An 18,447-nucleotide genomic window follows, 5' to 3' on the forward strand; every position below is an offset into this window, starting at 1 on the left:
CCATCGCGACCCGGTTCGACAAGACCGCCGCCTCCTACCGGAGCATGATCGATCTGGCCACACTGCTCATCTGGCTTTGAGGACAGGCCCTAGGCGGATGCTCTGCCCTTTGCCTCGCGCCGCGGGGTCGCGTGGCGGGTGGTCACTCGACCGCGGGTGGGTTCGGCATCCTTGCGGCCATGGCCGGACGCCGCATGGCCTGGCCTGGTGCTGGACCTTTCACCGGTATGGCCCGAGGATGGGCAGATGGGGGCCGATCGAGTTCTCGCCCGCGTGGGTGTTCTGCTTCGTGCCGACGGGCCGTTCGCGCTGCGGATCGTGGTGACGGCGGCGCTGGCGTGGCAGCTGTGCCTCTGGCTGGGCGCCCAGCACCCGCCGGTGTACGCGGTGGTCGTGCCTCTCGTGTCGATGCGGGAGGCGCCGTATTCGACGTTCAACGTGTCCCTGGCGCGGCTGGCCGGGGTGGTCTGCGGGCTGTCGATCGGGATCGTGGTGCTGCGGGTGCTGCACCCCTCGACGCTGGCGCTCGCGTTGGCGCTGGCGCTCGCGGTCGGCATCGTGGTGCGGATCGGCGGGGCGCTCAACATCCAGGTGGCCGTGTCGGCGCTGCTGGTGTTCGCCAGTACCGACCCGGATTCCTACGCGGTGTCGCGCCTGTGGGAGACGGCCGTGGGTGCCGGGGTCACCGTGGTGCTGGCGCCGTTGTTGCTGCCGAAGAACCCGGCGCGCACGTTCGTGACCGAGCTGACCGCCACTGCGGCGGATCTCGCGCGCAACCTGCGCTCGCCCGTCGACGAGGAGGCTGTGCGCGCCGTCGAAACCCGCGCGCGGGAGCTGCCCGGGAAGCACGCCGCCGCGAGCAAGGCGGTGCGCCTGCACCCGTGGTGGCGGCGCACCGAACCCGCCCGCCTCGCGCCGCTGGGCCCGGCCGCGCGCACCGCGGCCGACGTGGGCACCCTCGTGCGCATCCACTTCGAGGACTGCACGGAACTCGCGGCTCGCGGCGAGCCCACCGACACATCCGAAGTGGCCATTCCCCTGGCCGACGCCGTCGAGGCCGTGCTCACCGGCACGCCCGATCCGCCTTCGCTGGCCGCCGCCGAAGCCGCGATGGTCCACAACGCCGAAGCCGACGACACCCGCCTCGGCGCCATCGCCCGCCGGCCCTTGCGCCGCATCGCCGCTCTACTGCGATGTCTGCCTCGGCTCCGCCGAGGCGTGCGAGATCGCCCTTGAGCGATCTCGCGGCGTGGCCGGTGGGGAAAGTGGCGAACGTTTACCGTGCTTGCGGTTCGGCGGGCCGCGAAAAAGTGAGAAACTGCTGTTGTTCACGGTCGTAGCGCTGGGTGAGGCCGTTGCCGTAGCGGTCCCACCAGTTCTGGGTGTGCCCGCCCTGCGTGGTGGTCGTGCCGCCGTAGATCTGGCGGTCGTACTCGATGCGGGCGTCGTGGAAGTCCTGTTGGAACTGTTCGGGGGTGAGGCCCTGGATGTGCTGCACCGCGGCCGGGTCGAGGGTGCCGGCGCTGCGCACGATGTCGGCGCCGCCCAGGTGGTTGAGGATGGCGCGCACGCCGCCCGCGCCGCGCATGTGGGCGCCGGACATCACGGCGGCCTGGGTGCCGGGGTCGGTGAAGTCGAGGGCGCCTGCGGTGCGGGCGTTGGCGGACATCAGCCGCGCGACGACGGCGTGCTCCTCGGGGCTGCCGATGCCGTACTGGTTGCGCGCGGCCATGATCTCGTCGTAGCCGTTGTGCATGTTCTGGCGGAAGCCGTAGACCTCGCGCACGCCGCCCTGCTCGCCGGTCGCGCCCTCGGACCGCATGATCGAGTCGACGACGCGGTCGTCCAGCGCGGTCGCCCCACCACCCGCCGCTGCCCCACCACCCGCGGCCCCACCGCCGGCCCCACCGCCGGCCGCCGGCTGAGCCGGGGTCTGAGTCTGTGCCTGGGCTTGCGTACCACCGCCGAGCGCCTGCGCCACGGCCGTGTCGGCGTCGGTGTAGCCCTGCACCGCCGACTGCACCTTGCCGCTGACCTCGCCGATCAGGCGCACGAACTTGCCGAGCGAGGACACCAGCTGCGACTGCAGCGTCGAGTTCGCCGCGGCCACCCCGCTGCCGATCCCGGCGAACGACAGCGCGTCGATCACGAGCGACTCGAGGTCGCGCGTCGAGGACATCGCCGAAGAGCCGAGGCTCTCCACGTTCGACACGATCGACCGCACTTCGGTCGAGCTCACCCGGTAGCTTCCCGCTGTCATGCCCGCTCCGTCCGACTCGGCTGTGGTGGCTCCGACGATTCCCCACCGACCGCGCCGGGCACACGGCCGAATTACCCACTCGCGCACCCCGCCGGAGTCGAATGGCCGCCGGGCGGGTATGTGTGGCGCATGGAGGCCGACGAAACCCGCCACGAGCGGGTCGATGTGGAGATCGAGCGGCTGGACGAGCGGCTGTGGTCGATCGCGCGCGCGTTGCACGCCGGCCCCGAGCAGGCCGGCGCCGAACACGCGGCCGTCCGCACGCTCACCGGCGAGCTGGCCGAGGCCGGTTTCACCGTCACCCGTGACGTCGCCGGCCTGCCCACGGCGTTCACCGCGCGCCACGGTGAGACCCGGCCGTGCGTGGCGCTGCTGCTGGAGTACGACGCGCTGCCCGGCCTCGGGCACGCGAGCGGCCGCAACCTCGTCGCGGCCGCGGGCCTCGGCGCGGCACTCGCCGCACGCACCGTCGCCGGTGACGACCGCGGCTCGATCCTCGTGGTCGGCTGCCCCGCCGCGGAACCGGCCACGGGCAAACCGGCGCTGGTCGCCGCGGGGGTGTTCGACGACGTCGACGCGGCCCTGGTCTTCCACCCCGGCACGCACTCCTGGACGTCGGCCCCGCTCACCGCGCGCACCGAGGTCCGCGTGCGGGTGCACGGCCGCGCCGCCCACCCGACCGCCGAACCCCGCCGCGGCGTCGACGCGGTGGCCACGCTCGTGCAGACGTTCACCGCCGTCGCGGCCCTGCAGTCGCGCCTGCCCGCCGGCACCCACGTGCGCGGCATCATCACGCGCGGCGGCGAGTCCACCGCGGTCGTCCCCGACCTGGCCGAGGCCCGGTTCGGGCTGTCCGCGCCGACCAAGCGGGCGCTGGAGGAACTGGTGTCCGACGTGGCGGCGTGCGCCGAAGGCGCGGCCCTGGCCACCGGCGCGAAAGCCGAAACCGACCGCCTCGGCCCCGGCTGCGCCCACTTCCGCGACAACCCCGTGCTCTCGGCCCACTTCGCCCGCCACCTCACCGCACGCGGCATCCACGCCGCGCAGGCGGAACCCGGCGTGTTCCCCGGCTCCTCCGACATCGGCGACGTGAGCCTGCGCGTGCCGGCGATCCACCCGTTCATCGCGATCAGCGAAAACGGCCACGCGGAACGCACCCCCGAGTTCACCGCCGCGGCCGCGTCACCGCGGGCTCACGCGGTGCTGCTCGCCGCCGCGACAGCCCTCGGCCGGACCACAGTGGACTTGCTCGCCCACCAGGCTCTGGTGGCGCAGGCCTGGGACTGCTTCGCGGACCAGGCCCGCACCGAACGCTGACCCGGGGAAAGGACCGCCATGGTCGAAGTGCGTACCTTCGGGATCGAAGAGGAGTTCCTGGTCGTCGACGCCGCCGGTCGCCCGGCGCACGCCGCCGGCGCCGTGCTCGAAACCGCCGACGAGAGCACGCCCGGGGACCTCCAGCACGAGCTCACCCGATCCCAGGCCGAGACCGCCACCGGGATCTGCGACTCCCCCGACGAGGCGATCAAGCAGCTGCGGTCGATGCGCGTGGCGCTCGCCCGCGCGGCGGATCGGCGCGGCCTGCGGATCCTGCCCTGCGCCACCCCGCCCGTCGCGTCGGACCACCCGCCCGCCATCACCCCGACCTCGCGCTACCGGCGGATGGCCGAGCACTTCGGCGCCACCGCCCGCGCCACGCTCACCTGCGGCTGCCACGTCCACGTGGCGATTCCCGACGCCGAGGCCGGCACCCGCGTGATCGGGCACGTGCGCCCGTGGCTGCCGGTGCTGCTGACCGTGACGGCGAACTCGGCGATCGCCGACGGTTTGGACACCGGGTACTGCAGCTGGCGGCACCAGGAATGGGCGCGCTGGCCGTCGGCCGGGCCGCCACCGCGGTTCGCCTCGCACGCGGACTACGAAGGCGTGGTCGACGCGTGGCTGCGCGCGGGCGCGATCCTCGACCGCGGGATGGTCTACTGGGACGTGCGCCTGTCGGAGAACCAGCCGACGGTCGAGTTCCGCGTGGCCGACGTCGCCGCGACCGCAGAAGAGGCCGCGCTGCTCGCCGTGCTGTGCCGCGCGCTCGTGACCACGGTGCTCGACGCCGGGGAGCCCCCGCACCTGTCCAACGAGGTCCTTCGCGGCCGGCTCTGGCGCGCCGCCCGCGAAGGCGTCAAGGGCCAATGCCCCGACCCCACCACCGGTGACCTCCTGCCCACCACCGAGGTCCTCGCCCGGCTGACCGCCTTCTGCGCCCCCGCGCTGGCGGCCACCGGCGACACCGCCTTCGTCACCGACGGCCTCGCCCGCCTCACCCGCGAAGGCTCCGGTGCCGACCGCCAACGCCGGCTTTTCACCGCCCGCCACGACGCCACCGACGTGGTGGACGCATGCGCTCTCCGCCCCGACGACCCCAGCCCTGCAACTTGATCCCGTCCACCCCCTCCGGCCTCACCCAGCGCACACGACCCGCGACCGGACCATCGCGCCACAAACCGACAACTGAAGCCCTCAAGGAAACCCACCAGCGAGATCGCACCGTCTGATCGAGACGCCGGCTCAAAGGCGATCTCGCACGCCCCGGCGGAGCCGGGGCCAAAAACTCAGCCGGGGCAGACAACACAGTGGTCGCAGGCCTGAACTCGGTCGACACGTGCGAGACCATTACGATGAGTGGTCAGCTTTCGCAGCGCCCCGGTCCCCGGTCCCAGATGAAAGGCAGCGCCATGCCTGTCGAGCCCCGCTTCGCTGGCCCGGTGCGGGTGCTGCTCGTGGAGGACCACGACATGGTGGCGCAGGCGCTCGAACTGGCTCTGCAGCGCTCCCCCGCGCTGGCGGTGGTCGGCCGGTCCCGGTCGCGGGAGGCGGCGACGGCCGACACGGCCCGGCTGCGGCCCGATGTCGTGGTGCTCGACCGGCGGCTGCCCGACGGGGATGCCGTGGCCGTGATCGGGGATCTCGCCGCGCTGGGTTCGCGGGTGCTCGTGATCACCGGTGACGCGACCGCCGCCGTCGCCGCGCGGGTGGCCGAAGCGGGCGGTCGGGGGCTGTTGCTCAAGTCGGCGCCGCTCGACCAGCTGGAGTCGGCGGTGCAGCGGGTCGCCGAGGGTGAGGTCGTGTTCGACGCGGCGCTGCTGCCCGGGGTGCTCGACCGGCTCACCGGCCGGGCCCGCGGCAACGGCTCGGCGCTGACCGTGCGGGAGCGGGAAACGCTGCAGCTGCTCGCGGAAGGCGCGAGCACCGAGGAGATCGGCGACCGCCTCGGCGTCACCCGCAACACCACGCGCAACCACGTGCAGCGCGTGCTGGAGAAGCTCGGCGCGCGGTCGAAGCTCGAAGCCGTGGCCCTCGCTCGCCGCGAAGGCCTGCTGGATTGATGCAGCTGCGTCAGTGACGCGGCGATGATCTGCGTCTGCCGCGCCGCCGCGGTTTGCCCCAGAGTGGGCTCGTGGAGGTCCCTGCGCCCGTCGTCGCCGAGTGCGTGCTGCCGGAATCGGTGGCCGGTCTCGCCCTCGCGCGCGACTTCACGCGGGCGACGGTCACCGGCTGGGGTTTCGGCGCCGTGACCGACGACGCGCTGCTGATCGTCACCGAGCTGGCCACCAACGCCCTGCAGCACGGCCGGGGCCGGCCCGTGGTGCGGCTGCGGCAGGCCGGCGCCGTCGTCCGGCTGGAGGTCGCCGACGACAGCCCGGTGCTGCCCGCGACGCGCGCGCCCGGCCCGGACGGCGGCTGGGGTCTGCGGCTGGTGCGGGAGCTCTCGCTCGACTGGGGCGTCACGCCCGGTGTCCGAGGGAAGGTCGTGTGGTGTGAGCTCGGCCGATCTCCGCGCGAATGAGCAGGAAGCTGCCCCGGTGCCGGTGATGGGGCAGAGTTGGGGCATGGACGAAGCCACGCCCGACGACCTCGGCCTGCTGGTGCGGGGTGTCCTCGACTACGCGATCTTCATGCTCGACCCGGGCGGGCGCATCATCAGCTGGAACACCGGCGCCGAACGCATCAAGGGCTACCGCGCCGACGAGATCATCGGACAGCACTTCTCCGTCTTCTACCCCGCCGCCGACATCACGGCGGGCAAACCCGAGCGCGAGCTCGAAATCGCGCTCACCGACGGACGGATCGAGGACGAAGGCTGGCGGGTGCGCAAGAACGGCACCCGGTTCTGGGCCAACGTCGTGATCACCGCCCTGTTCGACGACGAGGGCAACCACCGCGGTTTCGGCAAGGTCACCCGCGACATGACCGAACGCCGCACCGCCGAGCAGGCGCTGCGCGAGAGCGAGGAGCGGTTCCGGCTGCTCGTGCAGGACGTGGTGGACTACGCGATCTTCATGCTCGACCCGGGCGGGCGCATCATCAGCTGGAACGCCGGCGCCGAACGCATCAAGGGCTACCGCGCCGACGAGATCATCGGACAGCACTTCTCCGTGTTCTACCCGGCATTTGACATCGTGGCGGGCAAACCCGAGCGCGAGCTCGAAATCGCGCTCACCGACGGGCGGATCGAGGACGAAGGCTGGCGGGTGCGCAAGAACGGCACCCGGTTCTGGGCCAACGTCGTGATCACCGCCCTGTTCGACGACGAGGGCAACCACCGCGGTTTCGGCAAGGTCACCCGCGACATGACCGAGCGCCGCACCGCCGAGCGCACCCTGGGCGAACGGCGCCGGCTCGTCGGGCACCTCGTGGACGCGCAGGAGGTGGAACGGCGGCGCATCGCGTGGGACGTGCACGACGACTCGATCCAGTCCATGGTCGCCGTCGGCATGCGGTTGCAGCTGCTGGCCGACCGGCTGCCCGAGGAACACCGCGCGGGAGTGGAAGCGCTCGACGAGTCGGTGCGCGGGGCCGTGGGCCGGCTGCGCACGCTCGTGTCGCGGCTGCGCCCGCCGGACCTCGACGGCCACGGCCTCGTGGTAGCGCTCACCGGTCACCTCGAGGAGGTCCTGCCCGCGTGGGGGCTCGACTACACGCTGCGCCACACCCTCACCGCCGAGCCGACCCCGGCGGCCGCCGTCACGGGGTACCGGATCTGCCAGGAAGCACTCATCAACGTGCACAAGCACGCCCGCGCGTCGCGAGTGGAGGTTTTGTTGTCCACAGTGGACAACGGCACGCTGTTCCGCGTGACCGACGACGGGGTCGGCACCGCCGTGACCGGCACCGACCCCGGCCGGGACCACTTCGGCCTGATCGAGATGCGCGAACGCGCCGAGTCGGCCCACGGCTGGTGGTCGATGACCAGCGCCCCCGGCGCCGGCACGAGCGTGGAGTTCTGGCTGCCGAGCGCCCCGGACGCCCAGCCGTGACCGGCCCCCTGCGCGTCGTGATCAGCGACGACGACGACCTGATCCGCGATGCCCTGCGCGACGTCCTCGACGGACAACCCGACATCGAGGTCGTCGGTGTCGGCCGTGACGCCGACGAGGCCATCACGCTGGCCGAGCAGCACCGCCCCGCCGTCGCGGTCCTCGACGTCCGCATGCCCGGCGGCGGCGGAGCCCGCGCCGCCCGCGAGATCGCCCAGCGCTGTCCGGACACGGCGATCCTCGCGTTCTCCGCCTACTCGGACCGCTCGTCGATCACGTCCATGGAAACCGCGGGGGCGGTCGAGTACCTCACGAAGGGTGTGCCGAACCGCGAAATCGTCGAGGCGGTGCGGCGGCTCGCGCGGCGATAGCGGGCCCGTGCCACGAAAATCACGCGAAAACCGGGTGTGACCTGCTCCGCAACGGGGTAGCCCGTCCTCGCCTCCCAGGGTGATCCCCTTCCCCCGGCGACAGAGAGGGTTGTGCCGTGAGCAGTTTCGTGGATGCGGACCTCGGCGTGGACCACCGGCTCGACCGCGCGTTGCGGGGTTACCTCGGGCGGGTGGCGGCGGCGGTCGGGGTGGGACTGGAGTCGTGCACTATCGACCTCGACGTGCCCGTCTCCGCGTACGTCGCGCTCGATCGGCGGCTCGAGCGGTTCCCCGATCGCGACCTGGCGCTGCTGTGGGACGAGGCGCACGGCTGGGCGGCCGCGATCGAGGCCTCGTGCGGGGAGGACCTCATCGTGCTGGCCTACCTCGAGGGTGACGACGTGCTCGCCGAACCCGGTGCCGTCGCCCGGTTCGTGGCGGCGCTGCACGCGGCCGACCACACCCTCGGCCGTCCCGATCCGCGCCGGCTGCGCCGCCCCGGTGACCACGAAGACCTGCTGGCACGGCTCGGCTGAGTGAGCCGGGTGACACCGGGTCCGGAACTGGGTACCCCCTGATCGGGAAAGGAGTGCGTGATGGCCCCGAAACGACCTGTGTGGAGTGGTTCGCTCACCCTCGGCCTGGTGACGGTACCGGTGCGGCTCTACAGCGCGATCGAGGACCACACCGTGCACTTCCGGCAGTTCGAGCGCGGCACCAGCGACCGCATCCGCTACCGGCGGGTCAACGAGCGCACCGGCGACGAGGTCGACCTCGGCGAGATCGTGAAGGGCTACGAGCTCGACGACGGTGATTACGTGCTGGTCGAGCCCGAGGAGCTCGACGAGATCGCCCCCGGGCGCAGCCGCTCGCTCGACGTCGAGGCGTTCGCCGACCTCGCCGACATCGACCCGATGTTCTTCGACCGCACCTACTGGCTCGCGCCCGCGAGCTCGGACTACGACAAGCCGTACTCGCTGCTGCTGGCGGCGATGGCGAAGACGGACAAGGCGGGCGTGGCCAAGTTCGTGCTGCGCGGGCGCGAGTACCTGGCGCTCGTGCGGGCCGGCGACGGCGTGATGCTGCTCGACACGCTGCACTTCGCCGCCGATCTGCGCGACCGGGAGAAGTCGTTGCCGGACTTGCCCGAGAAGGCGCCCGCGCGGGGCAAGGAGTTCGACATGGCCGTGAACCTCATCGAGGCCATGACGGAGGACTGGCGGCCCGAGGACTACCGCGACACGTTCACCGACCGCGTCCACGAGCTGATCGCGGCCAAGCGCAAGGGCGACACGGTCACCCCGGCCGAGGAGGCCGCGGAGCCGACTCAGGTGGTGGACCTGTTCGAGGCCCTGCAGCGCAGTGTGAAGAGCGGCAAACGGCGGGGCAAGAGTGACAAGAGCAGCAAGAAGGGCCCGAAGCTGGCCGACCTCACCAAGGCCGAGCTCGACCAGCTGGCCAAGGAGCGTGAGATCAAGGGCCGGTCGAAGATGAAACGCGCGGACCTGCAGCAGGCGCTCGAAGCGGCGTCTTGACCGTCCACAGGGGACTCGGCGAACCTACCGGACCCGGGCGAGCAGCCAGTCGAACGCGGTGGGCAACGCTTCGAGCACCGAAATGTGCCCGTCACGGGGCCGCAGCCACAGCTCGGCGTCGGGCAGCCGCGCGAGCAGGTGCCGCGCGTGGGCCGCGGGGATCACGCGGTCGGCACCGCCTTGGGCCAGCAGCACGGGCCTGCGCACGGCGGTGAGCTCGAAGCCCCACGGCGAGACGTAGGCGACGTCGTCGTCGACCTCGCCGTCGGGGCCTGCGGCGCCCGCCTGCCCGGCGTCGGTGCCCAGCGCCGCCCACTCCCCGCGCAGCGCGGCCCAGTCGGGCTCCACGAAGCTCTCGGGCTCGAACTCGTGCGTCAGCCCGTGGGCCAGCCGAGCTTCGCGGCCTTCCCGCGCGGCGCGCAGCGAAGTCGGGTCGGCCATGCCGCCGAACCAGTCGAACTCCTCGGTGTACGGCGCGACCGCGGCCAGCCCCACCGCCGCGACGACACGCTCGGGCAGCAGCGCGGCGCAGGCGAGCGCGTGCGAACCGCCGCCCGAGGCCCCGACCACCGCGAACCGCTCCAGCCCCAGGGCGTCGGCGAGCGAGCGCACGTCCTCGGCCGCCGAGCCCACAGTGCGGCCCGGGGCGGGGGCCGACCCGCCGTAGCCGGGACGACCGTAGGAGACCACCCGGATCCCCCGGGCGTCGGCGGCGGCGAGCACCGGTGCCAGCAGCGCGCCGGTCTGCGGCGTGCCGTGGTGCCAGACCACGGTGAGGGCGTCGCCGCGGCCGCTGTCGTGCACTCGCAGCACGCGGCCGCCGGTGAACGCCAGATCGTGTGAGGTCCCCATGCGGCGCGACTCTAGCGGCCGGGCGGCGTGAGGGAACCGGCTTCACGGGGTACTTCGCGATATGGACTCAGACACCCACCCCGACCTCCGCCTCGACGACGCCGCGGCCGAGCGCCTCGAACCCGACCGCGCCACGCTGGAGGCGGTCGGCAGGATCACCGAGGCGCTCGAGACCGTCGAGATCGCCCGCGGTCACCTCTACGCGTTCCACCAGCTCACCGGTTCCGCGGACGAGAAGCTCGCCGACGGCATCGCCCAGCTGCGTGACGCGGGCCACGACGACCACGCCGACCGGCTGGCCGAGCACCTGCTCGGCCGCAACGTGCTCCACGGCCGCTGGACGTTCCAGATCGTCGAGGAGTACGACGCCACCTACTACCGCGTGTTCCACGACCACGAGGCCCGCGTCCGCGAGCTCACCCGCGGCCTGCGCCACCTCGCCGAGGCCCGCGTGAAGCGGGAGAACCGCACGGTCGGCCTGCCCGGGCACGAAGCCACGCCGAGCTCACCGGACTGAGGGCCGCGCAAGCCCAGTGCTCACCGGCTTCGGCGCTAAGGTTCGCAAAGACGCACCCGCGCGACTGGAGGAACCGATGAGCAACGTCGAAACCGAGCCACCCGTCCTGGACTGCGGGGACGACGCGGCCGGCCACGGCGGGGTCGAGATCCTCGGCGCGCGCGACGTGCCGCTGGGCGGGCCGCGCGCGATGAAGGTGCGCCGCACGCTGCCGCAGCGCGAGCGTTCGCTCGTGGGGGCGTGGTGCTTCGCCGACCACTACGGGCCCGACGACCCGGCGAAAACCGGCGGCATGTCCGTGGGCTCGCACCCGCACACCGGCCTGCAGACGGTGAGCTGGCTGTTCGCCGGCGAGATCGAGCACCGCGACAGCCTCGGTTCCCACGCGATGATCCGCCCCGGCGAGCTGAACCTCATGACCGGCGGCCACGGCATCTGCCACTCGGAGGTCTCCACGCCGGCCACCACCACGCTGCACGGCGTGCAACTGTGGGTCGCGCTGCCCGACGCGCACCGCCACGCCGAGCGCGACTTCCAGCACTACGTCCCGCCCGCCACCGAACTCGACGGCGCCACCGCGCGCGTGTTCCTCGGCTCGCTCGCGGGTGAGACGTCGCCCGTCAAGACGTTCACGCCCCTGCTCGGCGCGGAGCTGGTCCTGGCGCCCGCCGCGCGCGTGGCGCTCGAGGTCGATCCCTCCTACGAACACGGCGTGCTCGTCGACTCCGGCGAGATCACCTTCGCCGGCTCGGCCCTGCACAGCACGGACCTGGGTTACCTCGGCACCGGCCACGCCACCTTGGAGTTCGCGAACACCGGCGACGGCGCCGCGCGCGTGGTACTGCTCGGCGGGCCGCCGTTCGGCGAGGAGATCGTGATGTGGTGGAACTTCGTCGGGCGCACGCACGAGGAGATCGTGGCCTTCCGCGAGGCGTGGCAGGCCGGGTCGGCGCAGTTCGGCGCGATCCCCGAGGTGCCCGGCGCACCGGCGCGGCTGCCCGCGCCGGTGCTGCCGAACGTGCGGATCAAGCCGCGCCGGAACCCGTGACCAGCGCGGCGAAGATGCGATCCACGTCCTCGCTTCCGGTACGCCAGTTGCTGAACGCGGCCCGCAACGCCGGCACGCCCTCGTAGACCGTCGGCGTCACGAAGGTCTGGCCGCCCGCCGCGACGGCGCGCACCACCGCGTCGATGCGCTCCGGTGTGGGGTTTTCGGCGAGCGTGAAGCACACGACGTTGAGCCGCACTGGCGCGAGCAGCCGCCACCGCGGTGTTGCGGCCAGGCGCTCGCCGAGGTCGCGGGCGTGGGCGACGCAGCGTTCCACGATCTCGCGGTGCCCCGCCCGCCCGTATGCCGCGAGCGTGCACCACGCGGCCAGCGCCCGCAGCCGCCGCGACGATTCGGGCGTGCGGTGCACGAAGTCCGGGTTCTCGCCGGGGTGGCCGAGGTAGGCCGCGGAGTTCTGGAACACCCGCACCTGCAGGTCCAGGCGGCGGCTGAACTGGATCGCCGAGTCGTAGGGCACGTTGAGCCACTTGTGCAGGTCCACGCACACCGAATCGGCCAGCGCCAGCCCGTCGACCAGGTGCGCGTGCCCGGGCGAGAGCGCCGCGAACGCGCCGAACGCCGCGTCGACGTGCAGCCACAACGGGTACTTCTCCTTCAGCGCGGCGATCGCCCGCAGGTCGTCGAAGTCGACGGTGTTCACCGTGCCGGCGTTGGCGATCACGATCGCGGGCCCGGCGTGCTCGCGCAGCTGCCGTTCGAGCGCCTCGACGTCGACGGCCTCCCGTCCGGGCAGCAGCGGCACCCGCCGCAGCGCCCCGCGTCCCAGCCCCAGCACGGCCATCGCCTTGAGCGCGCTGGAGTGCGGCGCCCCGCTCAGCACCGCGACGGTTCCGAGCGCCCCGACCCCGGCGTCGGCGACGCTGACCCCGAGCCGTTCCCCGAGCCACTCGCGCCCGATCGCCAGACCGACCACATTGGACATCGTCGCGCCCGACACGAACGCCCCGCTGAACCCCGTCCCGAGCCCGAACAGCTCCGCCAGCCACGCGACGGTTTCCCGTTCCAGGTCCGGCGCGGACGAGTCCAGCGCCGACACGGGGTTCTGGTCCACCGCCGCCGTGAGCCAGTCCCCGGCCACCGCCGCGGGCGTCGCGCCACCCGTCACGAACCCCAGGTACCGCGGCCCGGCACTGCCCGCGAACCCCGGCGCCCACCGCCGCCCGAACTCCGCCAGGGCACCTCGCGCGCCCACGCCGTCCTGCGGCAACCCGACCGCTTCGACCGGGCCCGGCGGCACCGCCGCGGGCCGCTCGGCCACCTTGGCGAGCCACTCCCCCGCCTGCTCCCGCGCGACGTCGAGCAACCCCGGGAGATCCTCCAGGTCCTGCGCCAGCTTCCCGTACACGCCCCACCTCCTTGGCCGCGACCCTAACCGCGGGCGGAGGGAGGCGTCGCCGACCAATCCCCGGGAAGTGGTCTCGGTGCCGTCAGCGCGTCAGCCGCGTGCGCGCCCGGCCCGGGTCGAAATTCACCTTGCGCACCGGGCCGGCCACCAGCAGCACCAGCGCCACCGCCGACACACCCGCCAGCACGAGCGCCGCCACGAACCGGGCGGCCACCGAGGTGGCCGAGGCGAGCACCGCGAACCCGCCGAGCACCACGACCGAGGGGCCCAGCAGGGCGATCACCGTCGAGATCACCGGGACCCGCCGCCCGTCGGGGCGCCGGGCCGAGACGACCGCCGCGCCGGCGCACACCGCGGTGGCCACGAGCAGGCAGCCGCCCACGGTGTCCGAAAGCCGGTGCCAGCCGAGCGCGACGGTCGCCGCGGCGACCCAGGCGACGCCGAGTGAACCCACGGCGAGCACCCAGGTGCGCATCCGCGCGGGCAGCACCACCGCCAGCGCGAACAACACCGCCGTCGCCGCGCTGACGTGCCCGCTCGGGAAGCTGTTGTGGCTCGCGACCGCGTAGCCGTGGTGGCTCCCGGGCCGGTCGAGCACATAGGTCTTGAGCAGCTGCGCGGCCACCAGCGGCGCCACCAGCAGCACCAGCGCCGTGACGCCGAGGGCGAAGCGGCGCCGCACGAGGGCGAGGGTGACCACGAGCACGGCGACCGCGCCCAGCAGCACCACGAGGTCCACGTCACGCAGCGGCGCCGCCCAGTCCACAGTGGATCCGAGGTTGTCCTGGGCACTGCGCACCACGCCGTTCTCCGCCTCCTGGCCCGCCGCCGTGCGCACGAAGAGCAGGTACGCCACGAGGAACGCGACCGCGCAGCCCACGGCGCTCGCGACCAGCAGCACGGTGCGTGCTCGCGTCCGCACTTCGAGCGCGTGGCGCGGGGAGCCGGACGGGGTGATCGGGGGTGCCTCGGGGAACGTCACTGCCATGCACCCGAGTCTCGGCTCGGGATTTGGCGACTCCGTCAGTGCCGTGTCATGGTTTTGCTACAAGATCGCCCCGGTTCGCCCGCCGCCCCCGTTTTCCGAATAATGGCCGGGGTGGCAGAGGTGTTGGTGGTCGAGGACGACGAGGCCGTACGGGAAGGCCTCGAGCTGGCCTGCGCAGGCAGGGACACGTGGTGCACACGGCGGGCTCGGGCGAGGCGGGGCTGGACGCGGTGCGCAAGCACCTGCCCGACCTCGTGGTGCTCGACCTGATGCTGCCCGGCATGGACGGGTTCGAGACCTGCCGCCGGATGCGTGCCGTGGGCGAGGTCCCGATCATCATGCTCACCGCCCGCAGCGACGATTTCGACGTGGTCGCGGGCCTGGAGGCGGGCGCCGACGATTACGTGGTCAAGCCCGTGGAGCCCCGCGTGCTCGACGCGCGGATCCGGGCCGTGCTGCGGCGCGCCGTCAGCGACCACGACGGGCGCGCGGGCGAGGTCGAACACCACGGCGAGCTGCAGATCGACCGCGCGGGCATGCTCGTCACGAAACGCGGTGAACCGGTCGCGCTGACGCCCACCGAGCTCAAGCTGCTGCTCGAGATCTCCCGCACCCCGGGCCAGGTGTACAGCCGCCGGCAGCTGCTCACCGCCGTGTGGGACCACGACTACCTCGGCGACTCGCGCCTCGTCGACGCCTGTGTGCAGCGGCTGCGGGCCAAGATCGAGGACGTGCCGGCGCGTCCCGACCACGTCCAGACCGTGCGGGGCTTCGGCTACCGGTTCGGGCGCTCGTGAGCCGTCCCCGGCTGCGGCCGTGGCTCTCGGGGCTGCGGCCCCGGCTGGTGCTGTCCTTCGCGGCGATGACGCTGGTCGGCGCGGCCGCGGCGGCCGGGGCCAGCTACGTGACGGCCCGCACGACCATCCTGCAGGGCGTGCAGGACCCGGCCATGGTGCAGCTGCGCGACCAGGTCACCGCCTACCTGCCGCAGATGACGCTGCCACCGGACCAGCGTCAGCTCGACGACCTGGCCGACAACCTCAAGGGCACCACCGTCGCGCTCTACGGGAACCTGCACTCGCGATCGGGCCTCGACCCCGCCCAGCTGCCCGCCGACCTGCGCGCCGACGTCGCCGGCGGCGCCACGATCCAGTTCAAGCGCGTGATCAGCGGCGACACCCCGCTGCTCGTGGTCGGGATGCCGGTGCTGCAACGCGCCGACAACGGCTTGGCGCACACCGGCGTCGAGGTCTACGCCATGGTCTCGCTGACCGCCCAGCAGGCCGCGATCGACCAGCTGGCCGAGCGCGCCTGGCAGACCGCCGCCCTGGCGCTGCCGATCGCCGTCGTGCTGGCGCTGCTGGCCGCCCGGCAGGTGCTGCGCCCGGTGCGCGCGCTCAACACCGCCGCCCGCAAGCTCGGCCACGGCCAGCTCGACGTCCGCCTGCCGGCCAAGGGGTCCGACGAGCTGGCCCAGCTCGTGACCACGTTCAACAGCACTGCGGCGGAGCTGGAGCGCACCGTCGGCACGCTGCGGGCGATGGAGGCCGACGCGCGCCGGTTCGTCGCCGACGTCTCCCACGAGCTGCGCACCCCCCTGGCCGCGATGAACGCGGTGACCGACGTGCTCGACGAGGACGCCGAGCAGCTGCCCGCCGACACCGCCGTGGCCGCGCGCCTGGTTTCGGCCGAAACGCGGCGGCTCACGCGGCTCGTGCAGGACCTCGTGGAGATCTCGCGGTTCGACGCCGGCCGCGCCGAGCTGCGGCTCGAGGAGTGGGACGTGGCGCAAGGCGTGCGCGACACCCTCGCCGCGCGTGGCTGGAGCGCCGGCGACGGCATCGTCACGGACCTGCCGGCCGGGGTCGTGGCCACCGTCGACCCTCGGCGGCTCGACATCGTCGTCGCGAACCTCGTCGGCAACGCCCTGCGCCACGGCGAACCCCCGGTCGAAGTCCGGCTCACGGCCGACGAGCACACCGTCTCGCTCGAAGTCACCGACCACGGTCCCGGTATCCCCGACGCCGTGCTGCCCCGCGTGTTCGACCGCTTCACCAAGGCCGACACGGCGCGGGCCCGCTCGGAGGGCAGCGGCCTCGGCCTCTCGATCGCCCGGGAGAACGCCCGGCTGCACGGCGGCGACGTCGAGGCCGCCGACACCGGCACGGGCGCCCGGTTCACCTTGCGCCTGCCCCGCCACCCCCGGCCGGCCGGGGAGCCGCGATGAAGAAACTCGCGGCCGCCCTCGCCGTGGTCCTGCTGGTGAGCGCCTGCGGCATCCAGCCCACCGTCGTCGTGCCCGCCGGTCCCGCCCCGACCGCGGTCGGCCCGGGCGCCCGCGCCAACCAGCTCACGCTGTACTTCCTGGTCGACGGCCGGCTCGCCCCGGTCGTGCGCAGCTGGGGCAGGCCGGTCTCGCCGGAGGTGGCGGTGAACGAGCTGTTCCGCGGCCCCACGGCGATCGAGGAGAAGAGCGGGTACTACTCGCTGCTGTCCGGCAGCGGCGGCCAGATCACCGTCGACACCACGAGCTCACCGCCGACGGTGACCATCCCGTTCCCGATCAAGCCGGTCTACCTCGGGGTGGACCAAGTGGTCTGCACGACCGTGGCCGCGATGTCGGCGGCCGGGCTGCCGGTGGACCTGCGCGGGGTCTCGGTGGTCACGCCCGACCTGCGCCTCGGGCCCACGCTGTGCACGTTCTGACCCGGCACGTTCTGACCCGGCACGTTCCGACCCGCACGTCAGGCGGGGTACGCGCGCAACGCTCGCGCGTCGGCGAGCGAGCGCGCCCACCACTCCAGCTGGTCGAGCAGCTTCTTCGCCGCTTCACCGGTCGCCTCGGCATCGGTGGGGCGGCCGGAGGCGTCGAACCGGCCGTGGGCGCCGTGGAAGCTCACGGTGTCGCGGATGGTCACGGCGTGCAGCTCGGCGAAGACCGGTCGCAGGTGCTCCACCGCCCGCAGCCCGCCGGAAAGTCCGCCGTACGCCACGAAAGCGACGGGTTTGGCCTGCCACTCGGAGCGGAACCAGTCGACGGCGTTCTTGAGCGAGGCCGGGTAGCTGTGGTTGTACTCGGGTGTGATCACCACGAACGCGTCGGCCGCGGCGAGCCGGGCCGCGAGCCGCGCGACCTCGGGCGCCGGCGACGAGCCGAACGCGGGAAAGGCCAACGGCAGAGCCAGGTCGGCGACGTCGACCACGTCCACCTAGAACCCGCCGTGCTCGGCGGCTTCGCGGGTGAACCAGTTCGCGACCGTCGGCGCGAACCGTCCTTCCCGGACACTGCCGACGATCACGGCAAGCCGGACGGAACTCAGTGACACGATGGTTCTCCTCGGTTCCCGAGCGGGACCGACTGCCCCGCACGGGGACCGAGTGTGAAACTTCAAGCTCGCTCGAAGTCAAGCCGGACCGTGAAGGTCCCGGGCCGAGACGGCTCCCGGAGGACCACCACGGGCACGGCTGCGCCGGGCCTCAGCCCAGCACGAGCCCGCGGACGTAGGCGGCCTGCCCGGCGTGCTGCAGGTCGTCGGACAGCACGCTGACCAGCCGCACGCCCAGCGTCACGGGCGGGTCCCAGTGCTCGTCGACCACGGCGTCGAGCGCAGTCTCGTCCAGCGTGCCGAGCCAGGCCACGGTGTGCTCGTGCACGGCGTCGTAGTAGCCCGTGAGCAGCTTCGGGTCGTCGACCTGCACCGCGGCGACCTCGTCGCTGCTGTGGGCGTAGCCTGTGTCGGACGGCGAGAACGGCAGGCCGAAGCGGCGGTGCCAGTCCTGCGCGGTCCAGATCTGCTCGGTGCCCGCGACCTCGGCGACGTGGTCGTCCTGCACCCGCGTGAGGTGCCACACGAGCCAGGCGATCGAGTTGGCGTCGGGCCCCGGCCGCGCCACGAGCCGGTCGCCGGTCAGGCCGTCGACCGCCTGGTGCACGACCTCCTGGATCCGGCCGAAGCCGTCCACGAGCAGATCGGCCACGTTCATCCGTAGTCCTCCTCGGGTTGTGTCTGCCTGCTACCCCGATCATGCCGCACGCAAACCGCCGCGCCACCACCGAATTCCGGCGGCCGGGCGCGGCGGGTGCGGGCGGCTGGTGACAGCACGGCTAGAGCCTGTTTTGATGTGCTGACCAGGTAGATTGCTGAGCAACGTCGCCGGTCCGGCGTGTCGTAGATCAAACAGGTGAGGTCTCCGGTAA

Annotated in this window: 20 protein-coding genes and 1 pseudogene; 14 read left to right on the forward strand and 7 right to left on the reverse strand. The window is 72.9% G+C overall.

All coding sequences use genetic code 11. The annotated features are described in order from the left end of the window. Positions 1 to 246: 246 nt before the first annotated feature. Positions 247 to 1,236 carry an FUSC family protein gene (locus tag ACWEOE_RS41340; protein ID WP_452019184.1) on the forward strand — a complete coding sequence of 330 codons (990 nt, stop codon included), beginning with the start codon at positions 247 to 249 and terminating at the stop codon, positions 1,234 to 1,236. Positions 1,237 to 1,276: 40 nt separating this feature from the next. Here the strand turns inward: ACWEOE_RS41340 and ACWEOE_RS41345 are convergent, their stop codons facing one another. Beyond that, a complete protein-coding gene (locus ACWEOE_RS41345) occupies positions 1,277 to 2,260 on the reverse strand; it encodes a hypothetical protein (RefSeq protein ID WP_452019186.1) in 984 nt (327 codons plus the stop codon). 129 nt (positions 2,261 to 2,389) lie between these two features. On the opposite strand from ACWEOE_RS41345, the gene ACWEOE_RS41350 reads away from it, so the two are divergent. The 8 genes from ACWEOE_RS41350 to ku all read left to right on the forward strand — a co-directional run bounded on the left by ACWEOE_RS41350 (position 2,390) and on the right by ku (position 9,478). Continuing rightward, positions 2,390 to 3,577: an amidohydrolase gene (locus tag ACWEOE_RS41350; RefSeq protein WP_452019188.1), complete on the forward strand. Its 1,188-nt coding sequence runs from the start codon at positions 2,390 to 2,392 to the stop codon at positions 3,575 to 3,577. Positions 3,578 to 3,595: 18 nt separating this feature from the next. Continuing rightward, the gene (locus ACWEOE_RS41355; RefSeq protein WP_452019189.1) at positions 3,596 to 4,693 is read left to right on the forward strand and encodes a carboxylate-amine ligase; all 1,098 of its coding nucleotides are present in this window, start codon (positions 3,596 to 3,598) and stop codon (positions 4,691 to 4,693) included. Positions 4,694 to 4,989: 296 nt separating this feature from the next. Then, positions 4,990 to 5,640, forward strand: a complete 651-nt coding sequence (locus ACWEOE_RS41360; RefSeq protein ID WP_452019191.1) for a response regulator transcription factor — start codon at positions 4,990 to 4,992, stop codon at positions 5,638 to 5,640. Between the two features lie 71 nt (positions 5,641 to 5,711). After that, on the forward strand, positions 5,712 to 6,101 hold the full coding sequence (locus tag ACWEOE_RS41365) for an ATP-binding protein (RefSeq protein ID WP_452019193.1): 390 nt from the start codon (positions 5,712 to 5,714) through the stop codon (positions 6,099 to 6,101). Positions 6,102 to 6,144: 43 nt separating this feature from the next. After that, entirely contained in the window at positions 6,145 to 7,572 is a 1,428-nt protein-coding gene (locus ACWEOE_RS41370) for a PAS domain-containing sensor histidine kinase (protein WP_452019195.1), read from the forward strand. Continuing rightward, positions 7,569 to 7,943 carry a response regulator gene (locus ACWEOE_RS41375; protein WP_452019197.1) on the forward strand — a complete coding sequence of 125 codons (375 nt, stop codon included), beginning with the start codon at positions 7,569 to 7,571 and terminating at the stop codon, positions 7,941 to 7,943. The genes ACWEOE_RS41370 and ACWEOE_RS41375 overlap by 4 nt, the downstream gene beginning before the upstream one ends. Positions 7,944 to 8,059: 116 nt before the next feature. Next, positions 8,060 to 8,479 carry a DUF6292 family protein gene (locus ACWEOE_RS41380; protein WP_452019199.1) on the forward strand — a complete coding sequence of 140 codons (420 nt, stop codon included), beginning with the start codon at positions 8,060 to 8,062 and terminating at the stop codon, positions 8,477 to 8,479. Between the two features lie 60 nt (positions 8,480 to 8,539). Next, positions 8,540 to 9,478 carry a non-homologous end joining protein Ku gene (gene ku / locus ACWEOE_RS41385; protein WP_452019201.1) on the forward strand — a complete coding sequence of 313 codons (939 nt, stop codon included), beginning with the start codon at positions 8,540 to 8,542 and terminating at the stop codon, positions 9,476 to 9,478. Positions 9,479 to 9,502: 24 nt separating this feature from the next. On the opposite strand, the gene ACWEOE_RS41390 is transcribed toward ku, so the two are convergent. After that, complete coding sequence (locus ACWEOE_RS41390) at positions 9,503 to 10,330, reverse strand: alpha/beta fold hydrolase (RefSeq protein ID WP_452019203.1); 828 nt, start codon at positions 10,328 to 10,330, stop codon at positions 9,503 to 9,505. Between the two features lie 61 nt (positions 10,331 to 10,391). Here ACWEOE_RS41390 and ACWEOE_RS41395 point away from each other — a divergent pair, with 61 nt between their 5' ends. Together ACWEOE_RS41395 and ACWEOE_RS41400 are read left to right on the forward strand one after the other, a co-directional pair. After that, positions 10,392 to 10,847 carry a hypothetical protein gene (locus tag ACWEOE_RS41395; RefSeq protein ID WP_452019205.1) on the forward strand — a complete coding sequence of 152 codons (456 nt, stop codon included), beginning with the start codon at positions 10,392 to 10,394 and terminating at the stop codon, positions 10,845 to 10,847. Positions 10,848 to 10,923: 76 nt separating this feature from the next. Next, positions 10,924 to 11,895, forward strand: coding sequence for a pirin family protein (locus ACWEOE_RS41400; protein WP_452019207.1), 972 nt, complete (start codon positions 10,924 to 10,926; stop codon positions 11,893 to 11,895). Here ACWEOE_RS41400 and ACWEOE_RS41405 read toward each other — a convergent pair. Together ACWEOE_RS41405 and ACWEOE_RS41410 are read right to left on the reverse strand one after the other, a co-directional pair. Further along, positions 11,873 to 13,261 carry a pyridoxal phosphate-dependent decarboxylase family protein gene (locus ACWEOE_RS41405; protein ID WP_452019209.1) on the reverse strand — a complete coding sequence of 463 codons (1,389 nt, stop codon included), beginning with the start codon at positions 13,259 to 13,261 and terminating at the stop codon, positions 11,873 to 11,875. The genes ACWEOE_RS41400 and ACWEOE_RS41405 overlap by 23 nt on opposite strands. Positions 13,262 to 13,343: 82 nt before the next feature. Further along, entirely contained in the window at positions 13,344 to 14,249 is a 906-nt protein-coding gene (locus ACWEOE_RS41410; protein WP_452019211.1) for a phosphatase PAP2 family protein, read from the reverse strand. 111 nt (positions 14,250 to 14,360) lie between these two features. Here ACWEOE_RS41410 and ACWEOE_RS41415 point away from each other — a divergent pair. The 3 genes and pseudogenes from ACWEOE_RS41415 to ACWEOE_RS41425 all read left to right on the forward strand — a co-directional run bounded on the left by ACWEOE_RS41415 (position 14,361) and on the right by ACWEOE_RS41425 (position 16,955). Further along, positions 14,361 to 15,046: pseudogene (locus tag ACWEOE_RS41415) on the forward strand (response regulator). After that, positions 15,043 to 16,476, forward strand: a complete 1,434-nt coding sequence (locus tag ACWEOE_RS41420) for an ATP-binding protein (RefSeq protein ID WP_452019213.1) — start codon at positions 15,043 to 15,045, stop codon at positions 16,474 to 16,476. The pseudogene ACWEOE_RS41415 and the gene ACWEOE_RS41420 overlap by 4 nt, the downstream one beginning before the upstream one ends. Then, positions 16,473 to 16,955, forward strand: a complete 483-nt coding sequence (locus tag ACWEOE_RS41425) for a hypothetical protein (RefSeq protein ID WP_452019215.1) — start codon at positions 16,473 to 16,475, stop codon at positions 16,953 to 16,955. The genes ACWEOE_RS41420 and ACWEOE_RS41425 overlap by 4 nt, the downstream gene beginning before the upstream one ends. Before the next feature lie 38 nt (positions 16,956 to 16,993). On the opposite strand, the gene ACWEOE_RS41430 is transcribed toward ACWEOE_RS41425, so the two are convergent. The 3 genes from ACWEOE_RS41430 to ACWEOE_RS41440 all read right to left on the reverse strand — a co-directional run. Continuing rightward, positions 16,994 to 17,458, reverse strand: a complete 465-nt coding sequence (locus tag ACWEOE_RS41430) for an NADPH-dependent FMN reductase (protein WP_452019217.1) — start codon at positions 17,456 to 17,458, stop codon at positions 16,994 to 16,996. A gap of 268 nt (positions 17,459 to 17,726) precedes the next feature. Beyond that, a complete protein-coding gene (locus ACWEOE_RS41435) occupies positions 17,727 to 18,233 on the reverse strand; it encodes a mycothiol transferase (protein ID WP_452019221.1) in 507 nt (168 codons plus the stop codon). After that, positions 18,230 to 18,447 (reverse strand): hypothetical protein (locus ACWEOE_RS41440; protein ID WP_452019223.1); only part of this gene is annotated, 218 nt, incomplete at its 5' end. The genes ACWEOE_RS41435 and ACWEOE_RS41440, both read right to left, overlap by 4 nt.

The organism is Amycolatopsis sp. NPDC004368 (assembly GCF_053602515.1).